Source organism: Photobacterium sp. 270122K (assembly GCF_059941365.1).
The window spans coordinates 47,692-67,471 of the sequence record NZ_JBPOEN010000016.1 but is presented as its reverse complement, the minus strand read 5'-3'; the positions used below and the strand labels follow the sequence as shown (position 1 = coordinate 67,471).

Below are 19,780 nucleotides of genomic sequence, written 5' to 3'. Positions count from 1 at the left end.
CACTACAATGGTGCAGCATTTCCCCACAATGGTGCGAACAAAGGAATTTTACGCCCCTAAAACGCCAAGAATGCGCTATTTTGGGGCTTTGAAAAGTTGGCACGGTTCTCGCTTATATCAAATCATGCGAGCGAATATCGCTCTCACCTATTTTGTTGCGGCCCGCTGCCCAATCTAACACCGGAGGTTACTCAAGATGTCAGTTGAAAACGTACTCGCGCTGATCCAGGAAAACGAAGTGAAGTTTGTTGACCTACGCTTTACCGATACCAAAGGTAAAGAGCAGCATATCTCTATCCCTTCTCACCAAATCGACGCTGACTTCTTTGAAGAAGGTAAGATGTTCGATGGTTCTTCAGTAGCTGGCTGGAAAGGTATCAACGAATCAGACATGGTGATGATGCCGGACGCAGCAAGCGCAGTGCTTGACCCATTCACTGAAGATGCCACGCTGAACATCCGCTGTGACATCCTCGAGCCTGCTACCATGCAAGGCTACGACCGTGACCCGCGCTCTATCGCGAAACGTGCTGAAGATTTCATGCGTTCAACCGGTCTTGCTGACACCGTATTGGTTGGTCCTGAGCCAGAATTCTTCCTGTTTGACGACGTGAAATTCAACACTGACATGTCAGGCTCTTTCTTCAAAATTGATGATATCGAAGCCTCTTGGAACTCGGGTTCTGACATCGACGGCGGTAACAAAGGTCACCGTCCAGGCGTGAAAGGCGGTTACTTCCCAGTCGCACCTGTCGATTCATCACAAGACATCCGTTCTGCGATGTGTTTGATCATGGAAGAAATGGGTCTGGTGGTTGAAGCACACCACCACGAAGTGGCGACAGCGGGTCAGAATGAAATCGCAACGCGTTTCAACACCCTGACAACCAAAGCCGATGAAATCCAAATCTACAAATACGTCGTGCACAATGTCGCTCACGCCTTTGGCAAAACAGCGACCTTCATGCCAAAACCACTTGTCGGTGATAACGGCAGCGGTATGCACGTTCACATGTCACTGAACAAAGACGGTCAAAACCTCTTTGCCGGCGACAAGTACGGCGGCCTCTCTGAAATGGCACTGTTCTACATCGGCGGTATCATTAAGCACGCACGTGCAATCAATGCGTTCGCAAACCCTGCAACGAACTCGTACAAGCGTCTTGTACCGGGCTACGAAGCCCCTGTTATGCTGGCTTACTCTGCCCGTAACCGTTCTGCGTCAATCCGTATCCCAGTGGTACCAAGCCCGAAAGCACGTCGTATCGAAGTGCGTTTTGGTGACCCAGCGGCGAACCCATACTTGGCATTTGCAGCAATGCTAATGGCTGGCCTTGACGGTATTAATAACAAGATCCACCCTGGCGAAGCCATGGACAAAGACTTGTATGACCTACCGGCAGAAGAAGCGGCTGAGATTCCAAAAGTGGCTGAGTCACTACAAGGTGCCCTACAGGCGCTTGACGAAGATCGCGAGTTCCTTACAACAGGCGGCGTGTTCTCTGATGACTTCATCGACTCTTACATCCAGCTAAAATCAGCCGATGTTGAGCGCATCAACATGGCAACACACCCACTAGAATTCGAACTGTACTACTCTGTATAAGTAACGTACTGAGAGAACACACTAGAGAATATGGCCAGCCTCACACGCTGGCCTTTTTTGTATTGCTGATCCTTCAATGCCTGCCAACAATGGACAGATCATCCATAGCCATGCCCTAAACTTATGAAAATACGTCACCTCACGCTCTTGATCGGACTTGGACTTGTCACTGGCATGTCAGGCATGGCCGTGGCCGATACCATTTACACCTGGAAAGATGAAAATGGTGTTACCCACTTTACCGATCAGCCCAACCCCGAGGCTGAGGTGCTGGATATCAAGCCGCCAAAACGCCAAAATTCCCCTGCGCCACAATCCGACACCGCGGCCAACGATCCCACGGCACCGGCCACCGGCGAAGAGGATGATGCGAACTTACCTAAAGCCGGCATCACCCTGTTAAGCCCCACTCACCAGCAAACCTTGCGCGATAACAGCGGCAATATTCAGGTCACCGCCAGCAGTACCCGACAATTGAAAAAAGGCCATACCGCCCGTTTGCTGCTGGATGGCAAAGTCGAAGGCCGCGCCCAAACCCAACTGCAGTGGCAGCTGAACAATATCAATCGCGGGAGCCATACCCTGCAAGTCCAATTGCTCAAATACGGCAAGGTAATTGCATCGTCTGATAAAGTAACGGTTTACCTCCACCGTGCAGGCGTCAACCAACGGCCAACCATTCCACAGCCGCGCTAACGTTCTTCACATATTTTCGTTCACGATACCGGGTAGACACGCTACACTTGAATGCACCAATTTGGTGCATTGGTACTTTCATGCACCACCATGAATGGCATCCACAAGGACGGTAATTGTGACGGTCGAGTTTTCTTCCCTGATTGTAGATAATCTGGTGACGGCGATTGTGCTGCTGGATGAGCAGCTAACAATCCATTACGTCAATCCCGCCGCCGAGCAACTGCTCGCCTGCAGTAAGCGCCGCTTAGATCAGACCCGCCTGTCAGATATCTTGCAGCACAGCTCCCTCGAATTGAGCTTGCTGCCCGCCATTCTGCACAGCGGACAAGGCTTGGCCGACAGCGATGTCACTTTTGTCATTGATGGTCGCCCCCATCGGCTTGAACTCAATGCCAGCCCATTATCGTGGCAGCGTGACTTGCTGATTTTGCTTGAACTCAAGCCCATCGACCAACAACGCCGGATCAGCCAAGAGCTCAACCAACACGCCCAGCAACAAGCCGCCAAAGAGCTCGTCCGTGGGTTAGCCCATGAAATCAAGAACCCGCTGGGTGGACTGCGGGGCGCCGCCCAACTGCTGGAAAAAACCTTGCCGGATCCCAGCTACACCGAATACACCCAGATGATCATCGCCCAAGCTGACCGCTTGCGTAATCTGGTCGACCGTTTACTCGGGCCCCAACGTCCCGGCACCCGCCATGACGGCAATATCCACGCCGTGCTGGAAAATGTCCGTCAGTTGATCAGCCTTGATGGCGGCGACAACGTACAAATTCATCGCGATTACGATCCAAGCCTGCCCGATTTCACCATGGATCCCGAGCAGCTTGAACAAGCCATTCTCAATATCGTCAGCAATGCCGCACAAGCGTTGCAACCGCACGGAGGCGGGAACATTACCCTCAAAACCCGTACCGCTCACCAAGCCGTGATCCACGGCCAGCGTCACCGCGTGGCAGCCAAAATCGACATCATTGATGATGGGCCTGGGATCCCGCGAGATATTCAAGACACCTTGTTTTACCCCATGGTGACCGGACGTGAAGGCGGCACCGGGTTGGGCTTGTCCATTGCTCAGAACCTGATTGATCAGCATCAGGGCAAAATCGAAGTCGTGAGTTGGCCGGGGCACACCAAGTTCACGCTCTATCTGCCGATCAAATGATCCCCGTCACGCTGAAAGGCATCAACAGAATCATTCGCTTCGCACCATTATGTGGGGCGTACAACACGAGGAATGCTCATGAGCAAAGGATTAATCTGGGTCGTCGATGATGACAGCTCAATCCGCTGGGTTCTCGATAAAACCCTCACCGCGGCCGGACTGGCCTGTGAGACGTTTGCCGATGCTGACAGTGTGATTGCCGCGCTGGAGCGCAGTGTGCCGGATGTGTTGGTCTCCGATATCCGCATGCCCGGTATGGATGGCCTGACGCTATTAAAAAACCTGCAACGCGACCACCCGACCCTGCCGGTGATCATCATGACCGCGCATTCCGATCTCGATGCGGCGGTCAATGCCTACCAAGAAGGCGCGTTTGAATACCTGCCAAAGCCGTTTGATATTGATGAAGCGGTGAATTTGGTGGAACGTGCGGTCACCCACAGCCAAGAGCAGAAACGTCAGCAGCAGCCCGAACCGCAAGCCCCTAATGCGCCGGAAATCATCGGTGAAGCCCCGGCGATGCAGGAAGTGTTTCGTGCCATTGGTCGCCTGTCTCGCTCGTCGATTTCCGTGTTAATCAACGGCGAATCCGGCACCGGTAAAGAGCTGGTCGCCCATGCGTTGCATCGCCACAGCCCGCGCAGTCACAATGCGTTCATCGCCCTGAACATGGCCGCGATCCCCAAAGATTTGATTGAATCTGAATTGTTTGGCCATGAAAAAGGCGCGTTTACCGGCGCCAACAGTGTGCGCCAAGGCCGCTTTGAGCAAGCCAACGGCGGCACCCTGTTTTTGGATGAAATCGGCGACATGCCGTTAGATATCCAAACCCGTTTGTTACGGGTATTAGCGGACGGGCAGTTCTATCGCGTGGGCGGACACTCGCCGGTCAACGTCGATGTGCGGATCATCGCCGCGACCCACCAGCATCTGGAAAAATTGGTCGCTCAGGGAGACTTTCGTGACGATCTGTTCCACCGTCTGAACGTGATCCGCATTCACTTGCCGTCACTCAAAGATCGCCGTCAGGATATCCCGCAGCTTACGCGTCATTTTCTGCAACGCGCCTCCGACGAATTGGGCGTGGAAGCCAAAACCCTGCACCCTGACACCGAACAGCTGCTCACCACGTTGGCGTGGCCGGGCAACGTGCGTCAATTGGAGAACACCTGTCGCTGGCTGACCGTGATGGCCAGTGGCAATGAAATCCTGCCGGCCGATTTACCCACCGAACTGTTGAGCCCCACCGCGGCAGAAACCGGTGATGCACGCCCGCAACACTGGCACCACGCACTGGAGCAATGGGCACTGGATAACCTGCGCCAAGGCCAGCATAACTTGCTCGGTGACGCCTTGCCGGAGTTTGAAAAGATCTTGCTGGAAGCGGCGCTCACCCATACCCATGGCCATAAACAGGAAGCGGCCCGTCTGCTCGGTTGGGGACGTAATACCTTGACCCGAAAACTCAAAGAGCTGAATGTCACCTGCGATTAAGCCCGCCATCCCCAAGCCCCCAGCACACTCATCGTCTGAGTGTGCTGGCGACACCGTACTTTCTCACTTCCCTCGATCAACAGCCCACGTAAGCATCAACACAGTTTCTTCCTCCATCAACACACGGACTCATTAACTATAATGATTGTCATTGTCGACTTGCGTATACTGTTCAACCAGTTTTTTGTGGGATAAGCATAATGATGATTACTAAGCAGCTTCCTTTAACGGATCTTCACCGTCACCTTGATGGCAACATCCGTATTCAAACCATTCTTGAACTTGGCCAACAGTTTGGGATGACCTTGCCCGGCCACGATATCGAGTCACTGCGTCCACACGTACAAATCGTCGAAGCCGAGCCAAGCTTGGTGGCCTTCTTATCCAAACTGGACTGGGGTGTGGCGGTACTGGGTGATCTGGATGCCTGTCGTCGTGTCGCATATGAAAACGTGGAAGATGCCTTAAACGCACAGATCGACTATGCAGAGCTGCGCTTTTCCCCTTACTACATGGCGATGAAGCACAACCTGCCGGTCGCAGGTGTGGTGGAAGCCGTTGTTGATGGCGTGCGTGCCGGTTGCCGCGACTTCGGTGTGCAGGCGAACCTGATCGGCATCATGAGCCGTACCTTTGGCACGGCGGCTTGCCAACAAGAACTCGACGGCTTACTAAGCCAGAAAGACCACTTGGTGGCGATCGATCTGGCCGGTGATGAACTGGGTCAGCCGGGCGAGCAGTTTGTCTCTCACTTTAAGCAAGTCCGCAATGCAGGCTTGAACGTGACCGTACACGCTGGCGAAGCCGCAGGCCCTGAAAGCATGTGGCAAGCAATCCGCGATTTGGGTGCCGTGCGTATCGGTCATGGCGTAAAAGCCATCCATGATCCCAAGCTGATGGACTACTTGGCACAACACAAGATCGGCATCGAGTCGTGCATCACCTCTAACATTCAAACCAGCACCGTGGCCTCTTTTGCCTCACACCCGGTCAAAGCCTTTTTGGAACACGGCATTCTGGCTTGCTTGAACACCGATGATCCGGCCGTCGAAGGCATCGAGCTACCGCACGAATACAACGTCGCGGCACCTCAAGTCGGCCTGACGCCGGCACAGATCCGCCAAGCACAAATCAACGGTTTGGAACTGGCGTTCTTGTCTGACAGCGAAAAACAAGCACTTAAAGATAAAGCCGCTCAGCGCTAATTAGCGTTTTATCAACAAATCTCCGCGGGGCGGGCGTTTTTTAACCGCCCCCCATTCCATTCTTGCCTTTTTTGCGTAAAATGCCCCCACTATCAGGCCATCCTGAACAAGAACTGTCTTGCTGCATCCGGCTGAACAATGCCGCGACAACGACGCGTTCTCCCCCTTTTTGCTTCACACACCTCTGGGAACCACCATGCTGGAATCACTCTTTTCCTTCAGCGTGGCAATGCCAGCCGTCAGTGAACTTGCCGCCAATGGTCCAGGCCATTTTGCCGCAGGTGTACTGGCGCTGATTGCCGCGGTGAACATGTTTAACGGCTAAGTGCCCGAACATTCACACCACAAACAAAAAGCCCCCTGACCCATCGCAATGGGTAAGGGGGCTTTTTCTTGTCTGACTGACGCTATCGCGAGCGATTAAATCACGCGGGAGAACTGCTGCTGACGGGCACGATCACGCAAGTATTTATCGAAACACATACAGATATTGCGGATCAACAAGCGGCCTTTCAGGGCCACGGTGATCGAGGTGTCATCCACCGCCACCAACTCGTCGTTGATGAAGGTTTTCAGCAAGCCAAGATCTTCCGCAAAGTAGCTATCGAAGTCGATATTAAAGCGCTCTTCAATCTCTACTTTATTCAGCTGGAAATTACAAATCAGCGATTTGATCACTTCACGACGCAACAGGTCATCGGCATCCAATGACACGCCTTTCCACAACGCTTCACGCTTCTCATCCACGTTCGCGTAATAGTGTTTCAGCTCTTTTTGGTTTTGCGCATAGCAATTGCCAATCATGGAAATCGCCGATACCCCTAACCCCAACAGATCACACTCGCCTTGCGTGGTGTAACCCTGGAAATTACGGTGCAAAATGCCTTCACGCTGCGCGACCGCCAATTCATCATCCGGCAACGCGAAGTGATCCATACCAATGAACTGGTAACCGGCACCGGTTAAGGTCGCAATGGTGTCTTGCAGGATCGCCAGTTTTTCTGTCGCGCCCGGCAAGTCTTCATCTTTGATTTTACGCTGGGCGGCAAACAAGGTCGGCATGTGGGCATAGTTGAAAATCGACAAACGCCCCGGACGCATGGTCAGCACTTGCTCAAGGGTGTCGGCAAACAAGGCTTGTGTTTGCTTCGGCAAGCCATAGATCAAGTCCAGATTGGTGGAGCGGAAGCCTAGTTCACGGGCACGTTCGACCATGGCAAAAATGAAGGCTTCATCTTGCTCACGGTTCACCAATTTCTGTACTTCTTTGTTGAAGTCTTGCACCCCAATGCTCAGGCGGTTAAAGCCTTCACCGCGCAGGTGATCGAGAATATCCAGCTCAATTTCACGGGGGTCAACTTCAATGCTGATCTCGGCATCGGCGGCAAAGCGGAACTGATCACGAAGCAAATCCATCAAACGGCTGATCTGCGCCTTGGTCAAAAAGGTCGGTGTACCGCCGCCCCAATGCAGTTGGCTCACTTCACGATCGCCCAGCAAGGTCGCACGCTGGCGAATTTCCTGCTCTAACGCATCCAAATACTGATCGGCTTTATGCTGATGGCGGGTGATGATTTTGTTACAGCCACAGTAATAGCAAAGCTTGTGGCAGAACGGAATGTGGACGTACAACGAAAGTTTGCGATCCGGGTATTGGGCGCAAGCCATATCAAATTCCGCAGGGGTGAATGCCTCATGGAATTCTAAAGCGGTCGGGTAAGAGGTATAGCGCGGGCCGGAGTAGTTGTACTTCTCGATAACGGCCTGATCCCAAATAATCTGCGTCTCTGACATGACATACTTCCACTAAATAACGAGGGAAAAGAATACAAGCTATCGAGTGTGCCATAACTCAATAACAATGTAGATAAAAGTTCATGGCGCTGTCGCACCAACAAAAAATCCCCCCGCTCTACAGAGTATAGCGAAGGGGATTTTAGAGGAGACTTGACGGTCAGGCAGTCGCTTTACCGGCAAGGATGTGCTCAAGCTCGGCCTTGATGGCATCGAGCAAGCGGGCTTCGGTTTTCATTCGCTGTAAATCAAGCGTCATACGCTCTTTTTTCGCCAGCGACTTGCGCGCATCACCGCGAGGCATGTCTTTGACAACATCGTAAAGTGCATACATCGCCGGATACTGGGTCGCAAAATCCACCTGCTGATCGCCCTGCAACACTTCCATCAGTTTATACAGACGGATCGTGATTTCAGACATATCACACTGATCTTGCTTGCCCGCCTCTGCAATGATCATCACGCTTTCCATGATGTTGGCATTACGCTGTTTAATGCCTTCTACTTGCTGTTGTTCTGCCCGCAGTAAAAATGCCTGATGGCGTTTATGCTGCTGGTACACTTTCAACCACAAATAGGCGGCATAGCTCGCCAACATAGCAATGATCAAACCGGCCAATCCTAGCCAAAGCGTCATATCCTGCAAGGGTTACTCCTTGTCGAAATCGTCAAAATCCATGTTTTCAAATGCATCCAGCAAATCGTCGTCAGAGCGTGGGCCCGACTTCTTCACTGGCGCAGTCTCTGCTGCCGCTTCTGGCGCGTCGTCGTCCAACAGACCCAACTGGCTCATCAAGCGTTCGATACGATCGAGCTTCTGATCCACTTGTTTCTGTAGGCCTGCACCCAGTTTTTCACCGGCATCAATGCGATCCAACAACACCATCAATTGCGCGTCATTCTCTAGCATCGCCAGTTCCTGCTCGGCACTTAGGCGACGTTCTTTCTTCGTTTGCGGCTTCTTCGGTTCAACAATCAACGGCACGAGCTTCTTACTGCCGTGACGGGGATCTTTTGCCTGAGCGGCTTTGCGTGCACTGCCTGCTTCAACCACAGAGTGACGGCTACCTGATTTCAGGCCTTTACGCTTGCGATCTTTCTTACGCTGCAAACTGTCACGATCAACCTCGTTACGGCTTTTCTCAGAGTAAACTGCAGGACCTTCTGATCCTACCTTGCGTGTTCTTTTCTTACGTGTCATTACTGGGTTTTCCTCAGCAAAATTACATCATTCCCAACAAACTCAACGTCCAGACCGTCTCTTTGGGCCAAGTAATGGAACGTTTCGCGGCTAAAAAAGCTCACGTGGGTTGGGTCGTTCTTGTAATGCCATTGCGCAAAGGCATCTGCATCTTTTGCTAACTTGGTCATTAAGCCTAGCCATCCGCCAGGTTTAACCAGACCAAGTAGCAGCCCCCATTCCTTCGCAGGCGTATAAAAGTGTTCAATCGCCTCGGTACAGGTCACAAAGTCATACTGTGTGTCCAATACCTCAGGGTGAGCCGCAAAATAAGGATCATAAATTGCCATCTGATGACCCGCTTCAGCCAGCATCAACGACAATGTCGGCCCTGGGCCACAACCAAAATCCAATCCGTGAGAAGCCGGTGCGACACGTTCAAGCATCGGGGCCGCCAAGCGATTAAGAAAACCACGGTAGCCGTGATCCTCGGGATCATTCTCATGAAGATCATAGTGGGCTTTTTCTTCTTCCGGTGACAATCGTGCCGCCGGATCGGCAAAAATCAGCGCACATTCACCACAGCGGAAATACTGACGTCGCTTGTCCTGATGAAATGTTTCAGCGCCATGACGCTGGCACAATGGACACGTCTGCATGGCAGCTCTCCTGTAAAGGCATTTACCGTGGCAGTACCACGGCATTTTATGAAGCGGCGTATAATAGCAGATTTGATTGAGAAATGTGCACTCCCTGCGCGACGCTAAACCGCGAGGCACAAAAAAAGGCAGCGACGCTGCCTTTTTTCCTCAGACTTGGCTGACCGTTTGGTCATCAAGCGGGATCAGTGCAAGCCGCCCACATACTGTGACAGCGCAGAAATTTCTTTATCTGTCAGCTTCGTAGCAACCGCACGCATCATGGCATTCATGTCGTTGCCACGCTGTCCGTCACGGAATTTTTCCAACTGCAGTTTGACGTACTCGGCATTTTGACCAGAGATTTTCGGGAAGCCGGACAGGCTGGTACCGTTACCGCGCGGACCGTGGCAGGCCGTACAAGCGGTAATACCTCGCTCGGGATCACCGGCACGGTAAAGGGTTTGACCCACTTCGACGGAGGATTCCGGCGTCGTGTTATCGGAAATAGGCAGTGAGGCATAATAAGCCGCCAAATCCGCCATGTCTTGTTCGGTCAATGGCATCGCCATTCCGCCCATGACGGCATCTTGTCGTCCTTGTTGCCCACCCGTTGACATGGCTAGCTTGAAATCTTTCAGCTGTTTTTCTAAATAGCCGGCATGCTGGCCTGCAATTTTCGGATATTGGGCCATAATTCCATTGCCGTCTGCACCATGACAGGCGGCGCATGTTGCTGCTTTCATCTTGCCAGCGTCTGCATCACCCTGAGCCCAGGCTGAGCAACTGGCCAGAAGGGTCAATATCAGTGCTAATCTCTTCATGACATTCCATTTATAATTATTGAGCTTCCAGTACCACAAGTAATGCTCAGTGACATGGTATACAATGCGACCACTAACCGAGCTCGGTTTTCTTATATTTTACACAATTTCACATAAAAGTAATCAGTCGACTACATGAAGACTTGACGGAGTTAACAGTGAATCAACCTCTCAACTATAGAAACACCAAATTTATCACAAGTGCGCCCTCAATCCGTCAACTTCCGACGGACGCAGGCGTTGAGATTGCATTTGCTGGCCGCTCCAACGCAGGTAAGTCAAGCGCGTTAAACCGTATTACCGATCAAAAAAACCTGGCACGTACCTCAAAAACACCGGGTCGTACCCAGCTGATCAACATGTTTGAAGTGGTACCGGGCTGTAACCTGATCGACTTACCAGGCTATGGCTTTGCGCAGGTTCCATTGGAAATGAAGCTAAAGTGGCAGGAGTCACTGGGTGAATACCTGCAAAAGCGTGAGTGTTTGCAGGGCTTAGTGGTATTGATGGACATCCGTCATCCACTGAAAGATTTGGATCAGCAGATGATCATGTGGGCGATTGAGAGCCGCCTGTCTGTGCTTGTTCTACTGACCAAAGCCGACAAATTAAAGAGCGGTGCACGCAAGCAACAGTTGATGAAAGTGCGTGAAACCGTGGCCACCTTCGGCGGTGATGTTCAGGCAGAAGTCTTCTCGTCACTGAAAGGTATCGGTGTGGATCAAGTGCGCCGCCAGCTCGATGCATGGTGTGCCCCTGAGCTAGAGCGCCAGCGTGCCATCATGGAAGAAGATGACGGTGACGACGCGTAATTAACCGCGTTTCATCCCCCAAACACCTTAAAAGGCGCCGCAAGGCGCCTTTTTTCTGTCTCGAATTTGGCGCGTTCTCCCCCTCGTATGCGGGGCATAAAAATACCCCACCAGTATCGTGGGGCAATGGGAGAGAAATAGGAGTTTTTTAGTTTTTGTGTGGAAAGCATCATGGATTTACCCGCCTAAATCAAGCGCTTTATCCCGTTTGACTTCACCTTTTACAACATAAAAACCGAGCAATCATAACCTTCCATCAACCTTCAGGCTGACTTTTAGCGGTTTCATCGGGCTTTTACCGTGAAGTTGTTTTTTTCAGAAAAATAAGAGGAAGAGAACAGCGAAGCATGACAGCTTGAGTGGAATAAAATTACATTTCACCATCAACAGGCGAAAAAAAAGCCACCGTCAATGTGAGGGTGGCCATTTCATGGATGTGTTGGCTAGCCGGCAAATAGCCCGCTACCAAAAACAAATATGAACAAGAAGCGACCGTCATTATACCCGTCCCATGTTCAACATTAAAGTAAATGCTCTAATTTTAATGCCAAATAAAGGAAAGATCGACGCGCGGTGTCTGACGCCAATAAAAACGGCATACGATAAGAGAATAGTGGAAAAAAAAGGCAATCAGTCACGGGATCGCAGGGGGATTCAAACGTATGAAGGGAGAAATGTGTCAGAAAGGCCGTTTGGGTTAGCACAATAAAAAACGCCCTGGCCAAATGGCCAGGGCGGCTGAATCAGCCAAATCCAATAACGTGAAACAAAAGGTCTGAAAGATAGAACATCTTACCTCTGTACCCTACGTCATTAACTGTATATCAATTGCTCAGAGTTGGAAAGCGCTTTTGTAGTTTTTTTTCAACAATTCGTAAGTAATTTCTACAATCAGTAACTTTTTTGTATGTTTATTTTTTATAAAAAAATAGTCAGCAAAAGCTGACTATTCTCTCAACAATTGGGGTGATATCGCTGTTTTTTAGTGCGCCTGATCCCAGTTATCGCCCATACCGGCTTCTGCAATCAAAGGCACATCAAGCGCTGCCGCCGATGCCATGAGACGCTGAACCTCGGCAGAAACGTTCTCTACTTCCGACTCTTGTACTTCAAATACAAGTTCATCGTGTACTTGCATTAATAGACGTACTCGATCGGCGGGTTGCTCCGCAATCCATGTGTCCACCAGCAACATGGCTTTCTTGATAATATCCGCCGCGGTGCCCTGCATCGGGGCATTGATCGCAGCACGTTCGGCGGCTTTACGGCGCATACCGTTACGCGATTGAATTTCGGGCAAGTAAAGACGACGGCCAAAGATAGTTTCAACATACCCTTGTGCCGACGCGGCACTGCGGGTGTCTTCCATGTACTGCATCACACCGGGATAACGCTCAAAGTAGGTATCCATGTACACCTGCGCTTCGCCCCGTGGAATGCCAAGTTGCTTGGCCAAACCAAACGCACTCATGCCGTAAATCAACCCAAAGTTAACGGCTTTAGCACGACGGCGTTGCTCGCTAGAGACGTGTTCAATGTCGACGCCCATGATTTCAGCCGCGGTGGCAGCGTGAATGTCTTTGCCGTGACGGAACGCATCCAATAGCGCTTGGTCACCGGAAAGGTGCGCCATAATACGCAATTCAATTTGCGAGTAATCGACCGCGAGGATCTTATAGCCCGCCGGTGCGACGAAAGCTTGGCGAATACGACGTCCTTCTTCGTTACGCACAGGGATGTTCTGCAAGTTTGGATCGGTGGATGACAAACGCCCTGTGGCAGTGACCCCTTGATGATAAGACGTATGCACGCGGCCCGTTGATGGGTTGATCATCTTCGGTAGTTTGTCGGTGTAGGTCGATTTCAGTTTCGCCAGACCACGGTATTCCAAAATCAGCTTCGGTAACGGGTAGTCCAGCGCCAATTCTTGCAACACTTCTTCATTGGTCGACGGGGTGCCTGATGGGGTCTTCTTGATCACCGGCAGCGCCATTTTTTCAAACAGGATCGCTTGCAGCTGTTTCGGCGAATTCATGTTGAATTCTTGCTCAGCGATCTCGTAGGCTTGCTGCTCAAGCGCTTCAAGACGCGCGGCAATTTCAACCGACTGCGCGCTCAGCTTCATGTCATCAATCAGCACACCAGTACGTTCAATACGCGATAGTACCGGCACAAGCGGCATTTCAATGTTCTCGTACACAGATTTGAGTTTTTCATCTTGCTCAATGTACGTCGACAAACGGTTGTGTAGACGCAACGTGACGTCCGCATCTTCTGCCGCATAAGGCGCCGCTTGCTCCAGATCGATCTGGTTAAAGGTCAGTTGATTTTTGCCTTTCCCGGCAATTTGCTCAAACGAAATGCAGCTATGTTGCAGGAAGCGCAAGGCCAAGCTGTCCATGTCGTGTTTACCGCCGACACTGTTGTACACGTAAGACGCCAGCATGGTGTCATGCTTAATGCCTTTCATTTCGATGCCGTAACGGGCCAACACAGAGGCATCGTATTTCAGGTTCTGACCCACTTTCGCCTGCGCATCATCTTCTAAAATCGGCTTCAGTTGTGCCAAGACCCAATCACGGTCTAGCTGCTCAGGGGCATCCAGATAGTCGTGCGCCACGGGCACATAAGCCGCCACGCCTTCTTCGGTCGCAAATGACACGCCGACCAGGTTAGCGACCATGTAATCCAAGCTGTCCGTTTCCGTATCAAACGCAAACAGCTCAGCCGCTTTTAACTTGTCGAGCCACACGTTGAACGTGGCTTCATCCAATATCGTTTCGTATTGGCTGCGGTCAATGTTCACCGCCGAGGTATCGATCTCAGTCTGCGCCGCTGTAGACGCTGACGCACCGCGAGCTGAACCGGTTGATTCATCCGCTTCCACCACACCAGTGCCCCCTTCAAGCAAATCGTTCAGCCACGATTTGAAGGTCAGCTGTCCAAACAGTTTAACCAGTGCATCAATGCTTGGCTCTGTTTTCAGAAGTGACGCTGGCGTTTCTTCCAGCTCAACATCCAGTTTGATGGTCGCCAACTCATACGACAGCATGGCGTTGTCTTTATTATCAATCAGCTTCTTCGCCATGGTTTTCGAACCACGGAAGCCCAGCGCGGCAATGTCATCGAGATTGTCGTACAGTGCGGACAAGCCGCCGATCCCTTGCAGCAAGGCGGTGGCCGTTTTTTCACCCACGCCCGGCACGCCAGGAATGTTATCCACTTTATCGCCCATCAAGGCTAAATAGTCGATGATCAGTTCTGGTGGGATACCAAACTTCTCAATCACACCCTCGCGATCCATCACCACATTCGTCATGGTATTGATCAAGGTAACGTTATCATCAACCAGCTGCGCCATGTCTTTATCGCCGGTACTGATCAAAACAGGCATGCCTTGTTGTGAGGCTTGGTACGCCAACGTACCAATGACGTCATCCGCTTCTACGCCCGGGATACAGATCAAAGGCAGCCCCATCGCACGAATCACGTTATGCAGCGGTTCAATTTGGCAACGAAGATCATCCGGCATCGGTGGGCGGTTCGCCTTATAGTCCGGATACATATCGTCACGAAAGGTTTTACCCTTCGCATCAAACACCACTGCGATACGATCAGACGCAAATTGACGCATCATACTGCGCAACATGTTCACGACACCATAAACGGCGTTGGTCGGGATCTCACCGTTGCTCATGGTACCTGGGTAAGCATGAAAAGCGCGGTACAGATAAGAGGATCCATCAATCAAAATGAGGGGATTTTCAGGGATAGTCGCCATAAAGAGATTCTTATATCCGGGGGATGAAAGAGATAGTTCACTAGGATGCCATGACTACCGGCAACTGTTAACTGCTGATTTCCCTTCCTCGTCAGTCATCTGTGGATAAGTTTGTTAGTATTTCAATTTAACCCATTGATCAATTTTTCAAAAAAACTTAAGTTTTTTATAAAAACAACCAAAAAACAACAAGATAAAACATAACCATCAAAAGGATCTTCGATCGTGTGATGATCATCTCTTGTGGAAAAAGTTAACAGACCGATCAGAAATATGCTAAATCACGCGGAAAACCCAGCGATTCTGAACATAAAGGGAGCCATTATGAAAAAGATCGCTGCCATTTTGAGCGGTTCAGCCCTCTTTAACGGCACGGAACCCCATGATACCACCTTGTTACGCTAGGCCCTTGAGCAAGCAGGCGCTCGCTAGCCCGGTTTTATGCCGACGATCTTCCCCATCTCTGTTATTTCCCCTCGCACAGAAGGAAAAAGGGCAGACACACGGCCTATTTTGATCGAAGCCGCACACGAAAGCGCGATCAGTAAGGATCCTGACACCGGATAGACCGCCTGAGGGGTCGATCAAAAACAGCATGGCAATGGCTGAAGAAAGAAAGAAAGAAAGAAGGCAAGCAGAAAGCGACAAAGATAAACAGGCAGAAAAGAAAAAAGCGGCGCTACATTCTCGCGAATAGGACGGAGACGGTAGCTGCCGCTTAGCATAAGAGGTTGCCATTTTTAGCCCTACACTAAAAAACTAACCCTAGCTAAAGTACACTGGAAGCAATGTGAGCAATGTCGTGCCTTCAGACGAGCAGTGTTGTGTTTCCCTCCTCGCTGAGTGCAAGTTAATAATAACCATTCTCATTTGAGATGCAAGCACTTATTGAGAATTATTTTCATTTAATTGCTTTACAAAGTGCAGCCGGAAGTCCTGGATCCCCTCTTTCTTCTCCATGTCTTCAATCTGGTAGCCGTTCCGTAACAGCAGGCGCAGCATGGCCGCAAAGCGATTACGCGACTTCACACGCAGCGTGTCATAGCCCTGCGCAATCGCCCACGCTTCTTGCGCATCTAATAAGGCTTGTGCCACCCCTTGCTGGCGCCCCGCCGGAGCCACGCCGCCGAGCCAACTATAAAAACACTGCGATGATAAGGGGTAACCGATCTTCACACCAACCGCCTCACCGGCCACTTCAGCAATCAAAATCAGGGTACCCGATGCAGGCAAACGGGCCGTTAACGCGGCGGCATCCGCAGGATGCGCAAACTCTTCAATGCGGCACAACACGGCAACCGCTTCGGCAATACTGGCTTCTCGAATATGCATGTCTTTTCCTTTTCTCTGCCCACGCGCCGTCACCCCCAGTGACGAGGCCGGGATATAAAAAAGGCCAGCAAACGCTGACCTCAAATAAAACTCACAAGTTGATTGCCCCACGCAACAGATCTACATCTGCAGCGTTTTGGCCTCATCGTTGCCAGACTGACGAGCCGGTGACAAGGTGGTCAGATGCTTGATCAGCATATTGAGTAACACCCCGTACATCGGCACAAACAAGCCCAAACTGATGATCAACTTAAAGCTGTAATCCACTAACGCGATCTCTATCCAGTTCGCCGCCATGAACGGATCCGGGCTGTTGTAGAACGCGATAGTGAAAAATGCGAGCGTATCCAGCGCATTCCCAAGCAATGTGGAGCACGTCGGTGCCACCCACCATTGTTGGGTTTGACGTAAACGATTGAAGACCGAGACATCCATGATCTGACCTAACAGGTACGCCATGAAACTCGCCATCGAAATACGTGCGACAAACAGATTAAACTCCCCCAGATGGGACAGCCCCTGATATTCCCCTTGATAGAACAGGACCGACAAGCCATAGGAAATCGCCAGCGCGGGCACCATTACCCGTAAGATGATCTTACGCGCCATGCCCGCCCCGAAGATCCGTACGGTCAGATCGGTAGCCAGAAAAATAAAGGGAAACGTAAAGGCACCCCAAGTGGTATGAAAACCGAACACGGTAAACGGTAACTGCACAAGGTAGTTACTCGATGCGATGATCAGTAAATGGAATAACACAAGGAATGAAAGGGCTTTGCGCTGCTGCGCAGGAGAAAATTGAGACGTCGTCATTTAAGACCTTTTTGTCATTGGGGGAGAGGGAACCCAAAACACTGCCGCCGATCTCACTCGGTAGCAGCAACCGAAGGCGGCGATTATACAGAAACCGCAGCGGTTGCCTAGCAGATCATCACTTCGGCTAATTGTGAGGCTAAAAACACCAATGTTTCCTCACTGTCGGCCAGACCTTCCAACCATAATTGGCCGCTGTAATGTTCCCCTTTCAGCAGTAGCTGACAGCCTTCAAAATCCACCAGCCACACATGCAGATCGGCATTCACCTCTTGCTGCATCACGGTCATGCCCAACAGCGTCACCAACGGGGCGGCGACCGTGGCAAAGTTATCAAAATCAAACGCGGGCGCGTCAATCTCCACCACGCGCCCCACAAGATCAACCCGTCGACACCCATATTCCATACGTACTGCCATGTTGTTTTCTCCCTTGAGCGTTCTCACGCTTAATACCCGTTGTCGTCACCGGCTGTCAGGTGGTTTTCAATCACCGATAAAAACACGTTGCCGTATTTTTCCAGCTTACGTTGCCCCACGCCGTTCACGGCCAGCATTTCACCGGCAGACGTCGGTAACCGCTCCGCCATTTCCATCAAACTGGCATCATTGAACACCACATATGGCGGTAAATCTTCTTCATCCGCAATGGCTTTACGCACTTTACGCAGTTTGGCAAACAGCTTTTTGTCATACTGACGGTTCGCCAATTTATCGCTTTTAGCACTGCGGGCGGCAATGTCTAAACGCGGCACCGCCAACGACAATGTGACCTCACTGCGCAACACCGCTCGGGCTTTTTCCGTCAACTGCAAGGTCGAACTGCGCAACATGTTCTGCACCAAAAAGCCGCGGTGTATCAGCTGACGCAAAATGCTGACCCAAAACTCATGGCTGTGCTCACGGCCGATCCCATAGGTACTGATTTTCTCGTGGCCGTGCTCGCGGATCCGCTGGTTTTGCATACCACGCAGCACTTCCACCACATGATTAATACCAAAACTTTGGTTCACACGGTACACACAAGAGAGGGCTTTTTGCGCCACTTCCCGTGCATCAAAATGCTTGGGCGGATCCAGACAAATATCGCAGTTGCCACACGGTGTTTCGCGTTCTTCCCCAAAATAGTTCAGCAACACCTGACGGCGGCAGGTTTGCGCTTCCGCAAAGGCGCCCATGGCATTGAGCTTGTGGCTTTCCACCAGCTTTTGCGCGCCCTCGGGTTTGTCATCCACACAGCGGCGTAACCACGTCAAATCGGACGGATCATAGAACATCACCGCTTCTGCAGGGAGGCCATCACGGCCGGCGCGACCGGTTTCCTGATAGTAAGATTCAATGTTACGCGGAATGTCATAGTGCACCACGAAGCGAACGTTGGGTTTGTTGATCCCCATCCCGAACGCAACCGTCGCCACCACCACCTGCAAATCATCACGCTGAAACGCATCTTGTACCCGCACCCGCTCATCGTGTTCTAAACCGGCATGGTAAGCGGCCACGCGCAGTCCTTGATCACGCAACTTGTCGCTGATCTGCTCCACCCGTTTACGGCTGTTGCAGTAGATGATCCCACTTTGCCCGCGAACATCCGCCAAATAACGCGTCAACTGCGCCATCGGCTTGTACTTTTCTTGCAAGGTATAGCGAATATTGGGGCGGTCAAAACTGCCCAGATAGATATGGGGATCCTGCAGGGCCAAGCGCGCTAGAATGTCTTGGCGTGTGGCTTCGTCAGCCGTGGCGGTCAACGCCATCACCGGTAAGGCAGGAAAGCACTGACGCACCCGACCTAGCTCGGCGTATTCCGGCCGGAAGTCATGCCCCCACTGAGAAATACAGTGCGCTTCATCCACCGCCAGCAACGACAACGGCATGGCCTGTAAACGTTCCATAAACTCACGGCTCAGCATCCGCTCAGGGGCGACATACACCAGCTTGAGTTCCCCGTTTTCCATCGCACGAAACGTCGCTTGCATCGCCTCGCGAGATTGGGTGGAGTTAATGCAGGCGGCCGCTACGCCGTTAGCCTGTAGCTGGTCGACCTGATCTTTCATCAAAGAAATCAACGGGGAAATCACCACCGTTAACCCGTCGAGTAGCAAGGCAGGGATTTGATAACACAACGATTTACCGCCACCGGTGGGCATAATCACCACACTGTCTTGACCGGCGAGCGCGGCGTCAATCACGGCCTGCTGACCGGCACGGAAGGTTTGGTAGCCAAACACCGCTTGCAAAACATGTTCACTGGATGCGGGGCTGTCGGTCTGATAAGCCAGATTGGATGACAGGTTTAATGACATAATTCCACTCGTTGCGGGTGATCGTTGTGCATGTCATCGCCGCCTCGTTTGACGCGTCGATAACCCATAAGACCGGCTATTCTATACCATTCAGATCGGCGATGGGAGCAAGGCACCCAAAAGCCCGTGTCA

Annotated in this window: 18 protein-coding genes; 7 read left to right on the top strand and 11 right to left on the bottom strand. The window is 51.5% G+C overall.

Features of this window, described 5'->3' with window-relative positions; all coding sequences use genetic code 11:
• Nucleotides 1-196 precede the first annotated feature (196 nt).
• From glnA to ACSF8W_RS22295, 6 genes are all read left to right on the top strand, one after another.
• The gene (gene glnA / locus ACSF8W_RS22320; RefSeq protein WP_428477587.1) at nt 197-1,606 is read left to right on the top strand and encodes a glutamate--ammonia ligase; all 1,410 of its coding nucleotides are present in this window, start codon (nt 197-199) and stop codon (nt 1,604-1,606) included.
• Between the two features lie 123 nt (nt 1,607-1,729).
• Entirely contained in the window at nt 1,730-2,302 is a 573-nt protein-coding gene (locus ACSF8W_RS22315) for a DUF4124 domain-containing protein (RefSeq protein WP_500849296.1), read from the top strand.
• 118 nt (nt 2,303-2,420) lie between these two features.
• The gene (gene glnL / locus ACSF8W_RS22310; protein ID WP_500849295.1) at nt 2,421-3,470 is read left to right on the top strand and encodes a nitrogen regulation protein NR(II); all 1,050 of its coding nucleotides are present in this window, start codon (nt 2,421-2,423) and stop codon (nt 3,468-3,470) included.
• 78 nt (nt 3,471-3,548) lie between these two features.
• The gene (gene glnG / locus ACSF8W_RS22305) at nt 3,549-4,964 is read left to right on the top strand and encodes a nitrogen regulation protein NR(I) (RefSeq protein WP_500849294.1); all 1,416 of its coding nucleotides are present in this window, start codon (nt 3,549-3,551) and stop codon (nt 4,962-4,964) included.
• Nucleotides 4,965-5,167: 203 nt separating this feature from the next.
• Nucleotides 5,168-6,169: an adenosine deaminase gene (gene add, locus ACSF8W_RS22300; RefSeq protein WP_500849327.1), complete on the top strand. Its 1,002-nt coding sequence runs from the start codon at nt 5,168-5,170 to the stop codon at nt 6,167-6,169.
• 196 nt (nt 6,170-6,365) lie between these two features.
• Complete coding sequence (locus ACSF8W_RS22295) at nt 6,366-6,494, top strand: hypothetical protein (RefSeq protein WP_500849293.1); 129 nt, start codon at nt 6,366-6,368, stop codon at nt 6,492-6,494.
• A gap of 95 nt (nt 6,495-6,589) precedes the next feature.
• Here ACSF8W_RS22295 and hemN read toward each other — a convergent pair whose 3' ends face one another.
• The 5 genes from hemN to ACSF8W_RS22270 form a co-directional block, all read right to left on the bottom strand.
• Nucleotides 6,590-7,963 (bottom strand): oxygen-independent coproporphyrinogen III oxidase, encoded by a 1,374-nt coding sequence (hemN, locus tag ACSF8W_RS22290; protein WP_500849292.1) that lies wholly within the window; start codon nt 7,961-7,963, stop codon nt 6,590-6,592.
• Between the two features lie 160 nt (nt 7,964-8,123).
• Nucleotides 8,124-8,600 carry a DUF2489 domain-containing protein gene (locus tag ACSF8W_RS22285; protein ID WP_500849326.1) on the bottom strand — a complete coding sequence of 159 codons (477 nt, stop codon included), beginning with the start codon at nt 8,598-8,600 and terminating at the stop codon, nt 8,124-8,126.
• Nucleotides 8,601-8,612: 12 nt separating this feature from the next.
• Nucleotides 8,613-9,164, bottom strand: coding sequence for a Der GTPase-activating protein YihI (gene yihI, locus ACSF8W_RS22280; protein WP_500849291.1), 552 nt, complete (start codon nt 9,162-9,164; stop codon nt 8,613-8,615).
• Nucleotides 9,164-9,802: a class I SAM-dependent methyltransferase gene (locus tag ACSF8W_RS22275; RefSeq protein WP_500849290.1), complete on the bottom strand. Its 639-nt coding sequence runs from the start codon at nt 9,800-9,802 to the stop codon at nt 9,164-9,166. Before ACSF8W_RS22275 ends, yihI begins: the two co-directional genes overlap by 1 nt.
• Nucleotides 9,803-9,987: 185 nt before the next feature.
• Entirely contained in the window at nt 9,988-10,605 is a 618-nt protein-coding gene (locus tag ACSF8W_RS22270; RefSeq protein ID WP_500849289.1) for a c-type cytochrome, read from the bottom strand.
• Nucleotides 10,606-10,763: 158 nt separating this feature from the next.
• Between ACSF8W_RS22270 and yihA the strand changes: the two genes are divergently transcribed.
• Nucleotides 10,764-11,417, top strand: a complete 654-nt coding sequence (yihA, locus tag ACSF8W_RS22265) for a ribosome biogenesis GTP-binding protein YihA/YsxC (protein ID WP_500849288.1) — start codon at nt 10,764-10,766, stop codon at nt 11,415-11,417.
• 743 nt (nt 11,418-12,160) lie between these two features.
• Here yihA and spfP read toward each other — a convergent pair.
• The 6 genes from spfP to recQ form a co-directional block, all read right to left on the bottom strand.
• A complete protein-coding gene (spfP, locus tag ACSF8W_RS22260; RefSeq protein ID WP_438616993.1) occupies nt 12,161-12,208 on the bottom strand; it encodes a small protein SpfP in 48 nt (15 codons plus the stop codon).
• A gap of 191 nt (nt 12,209-12,399) precedes the next feature.
• Nucleotides 12,400-15,198: a DNA polymerase I gene (polA, locus tag ACSF8W_RS22255; protein ID WP_500849287.1), complete on the bottom strand. Its 2,799-nt coding sequence runs from the start codon at nt 15,196-15,198 to the stop codon at nt 12,400-12,402.
• Nucleotides 15,199-16,083: 885 nt separating this feature from the next.
• Nucleotides 16,084-16,530, bottom strand: coding sequence for a GNAT family N-acetyltransferase (locus ACSF8W_RS22250; protein ID WP_500849286.1), 447 nt, complete (start codon nt 16,528-16,530; stop codon nt 16,084-16,086).
• Nucleotides 16,531-16,650: 120 nt separating this feature from the next.
• Nucleotides 16,651-17,343, bottom strand: coding sequence for a 7-cyano-7-deazaguanine/7-aminomethyl-7-deazaguanine transporter (locus ACSF8W_RS22245; protein ID WP_500849285.1), 693 nt, complete (start codon nt 17,341-17,343; stop codon nt 16,651-16,653).
• Nucleotides 17,344-17,450: 107 nt separating this feature from the next.
• On the bottom strand, nt 17,451-17,762 hold the full coding sequence (locus tag ACSF8W_RS22240) for a DUF3630 family protein (protein WP_500849284.1): 312 nt from the start codon (nt 17,760-17,762) through the stop codon (nt 17,451-17,453).
• 29 nt (nt 17,763-17,791) lie between these two features.
• Entirely contained in the window at nt 17,792-19,648 is a 1,857-nt protein-coding gene (gene recQ, locus ACSF8W_RS22235) for an ATP-dependent DNA helicase RecQ (protein WP_500849283.1), read from the bottom strand.
• Between the last annotated feature and the right edge of the window lie 132 nt (nt 19,649-19,780).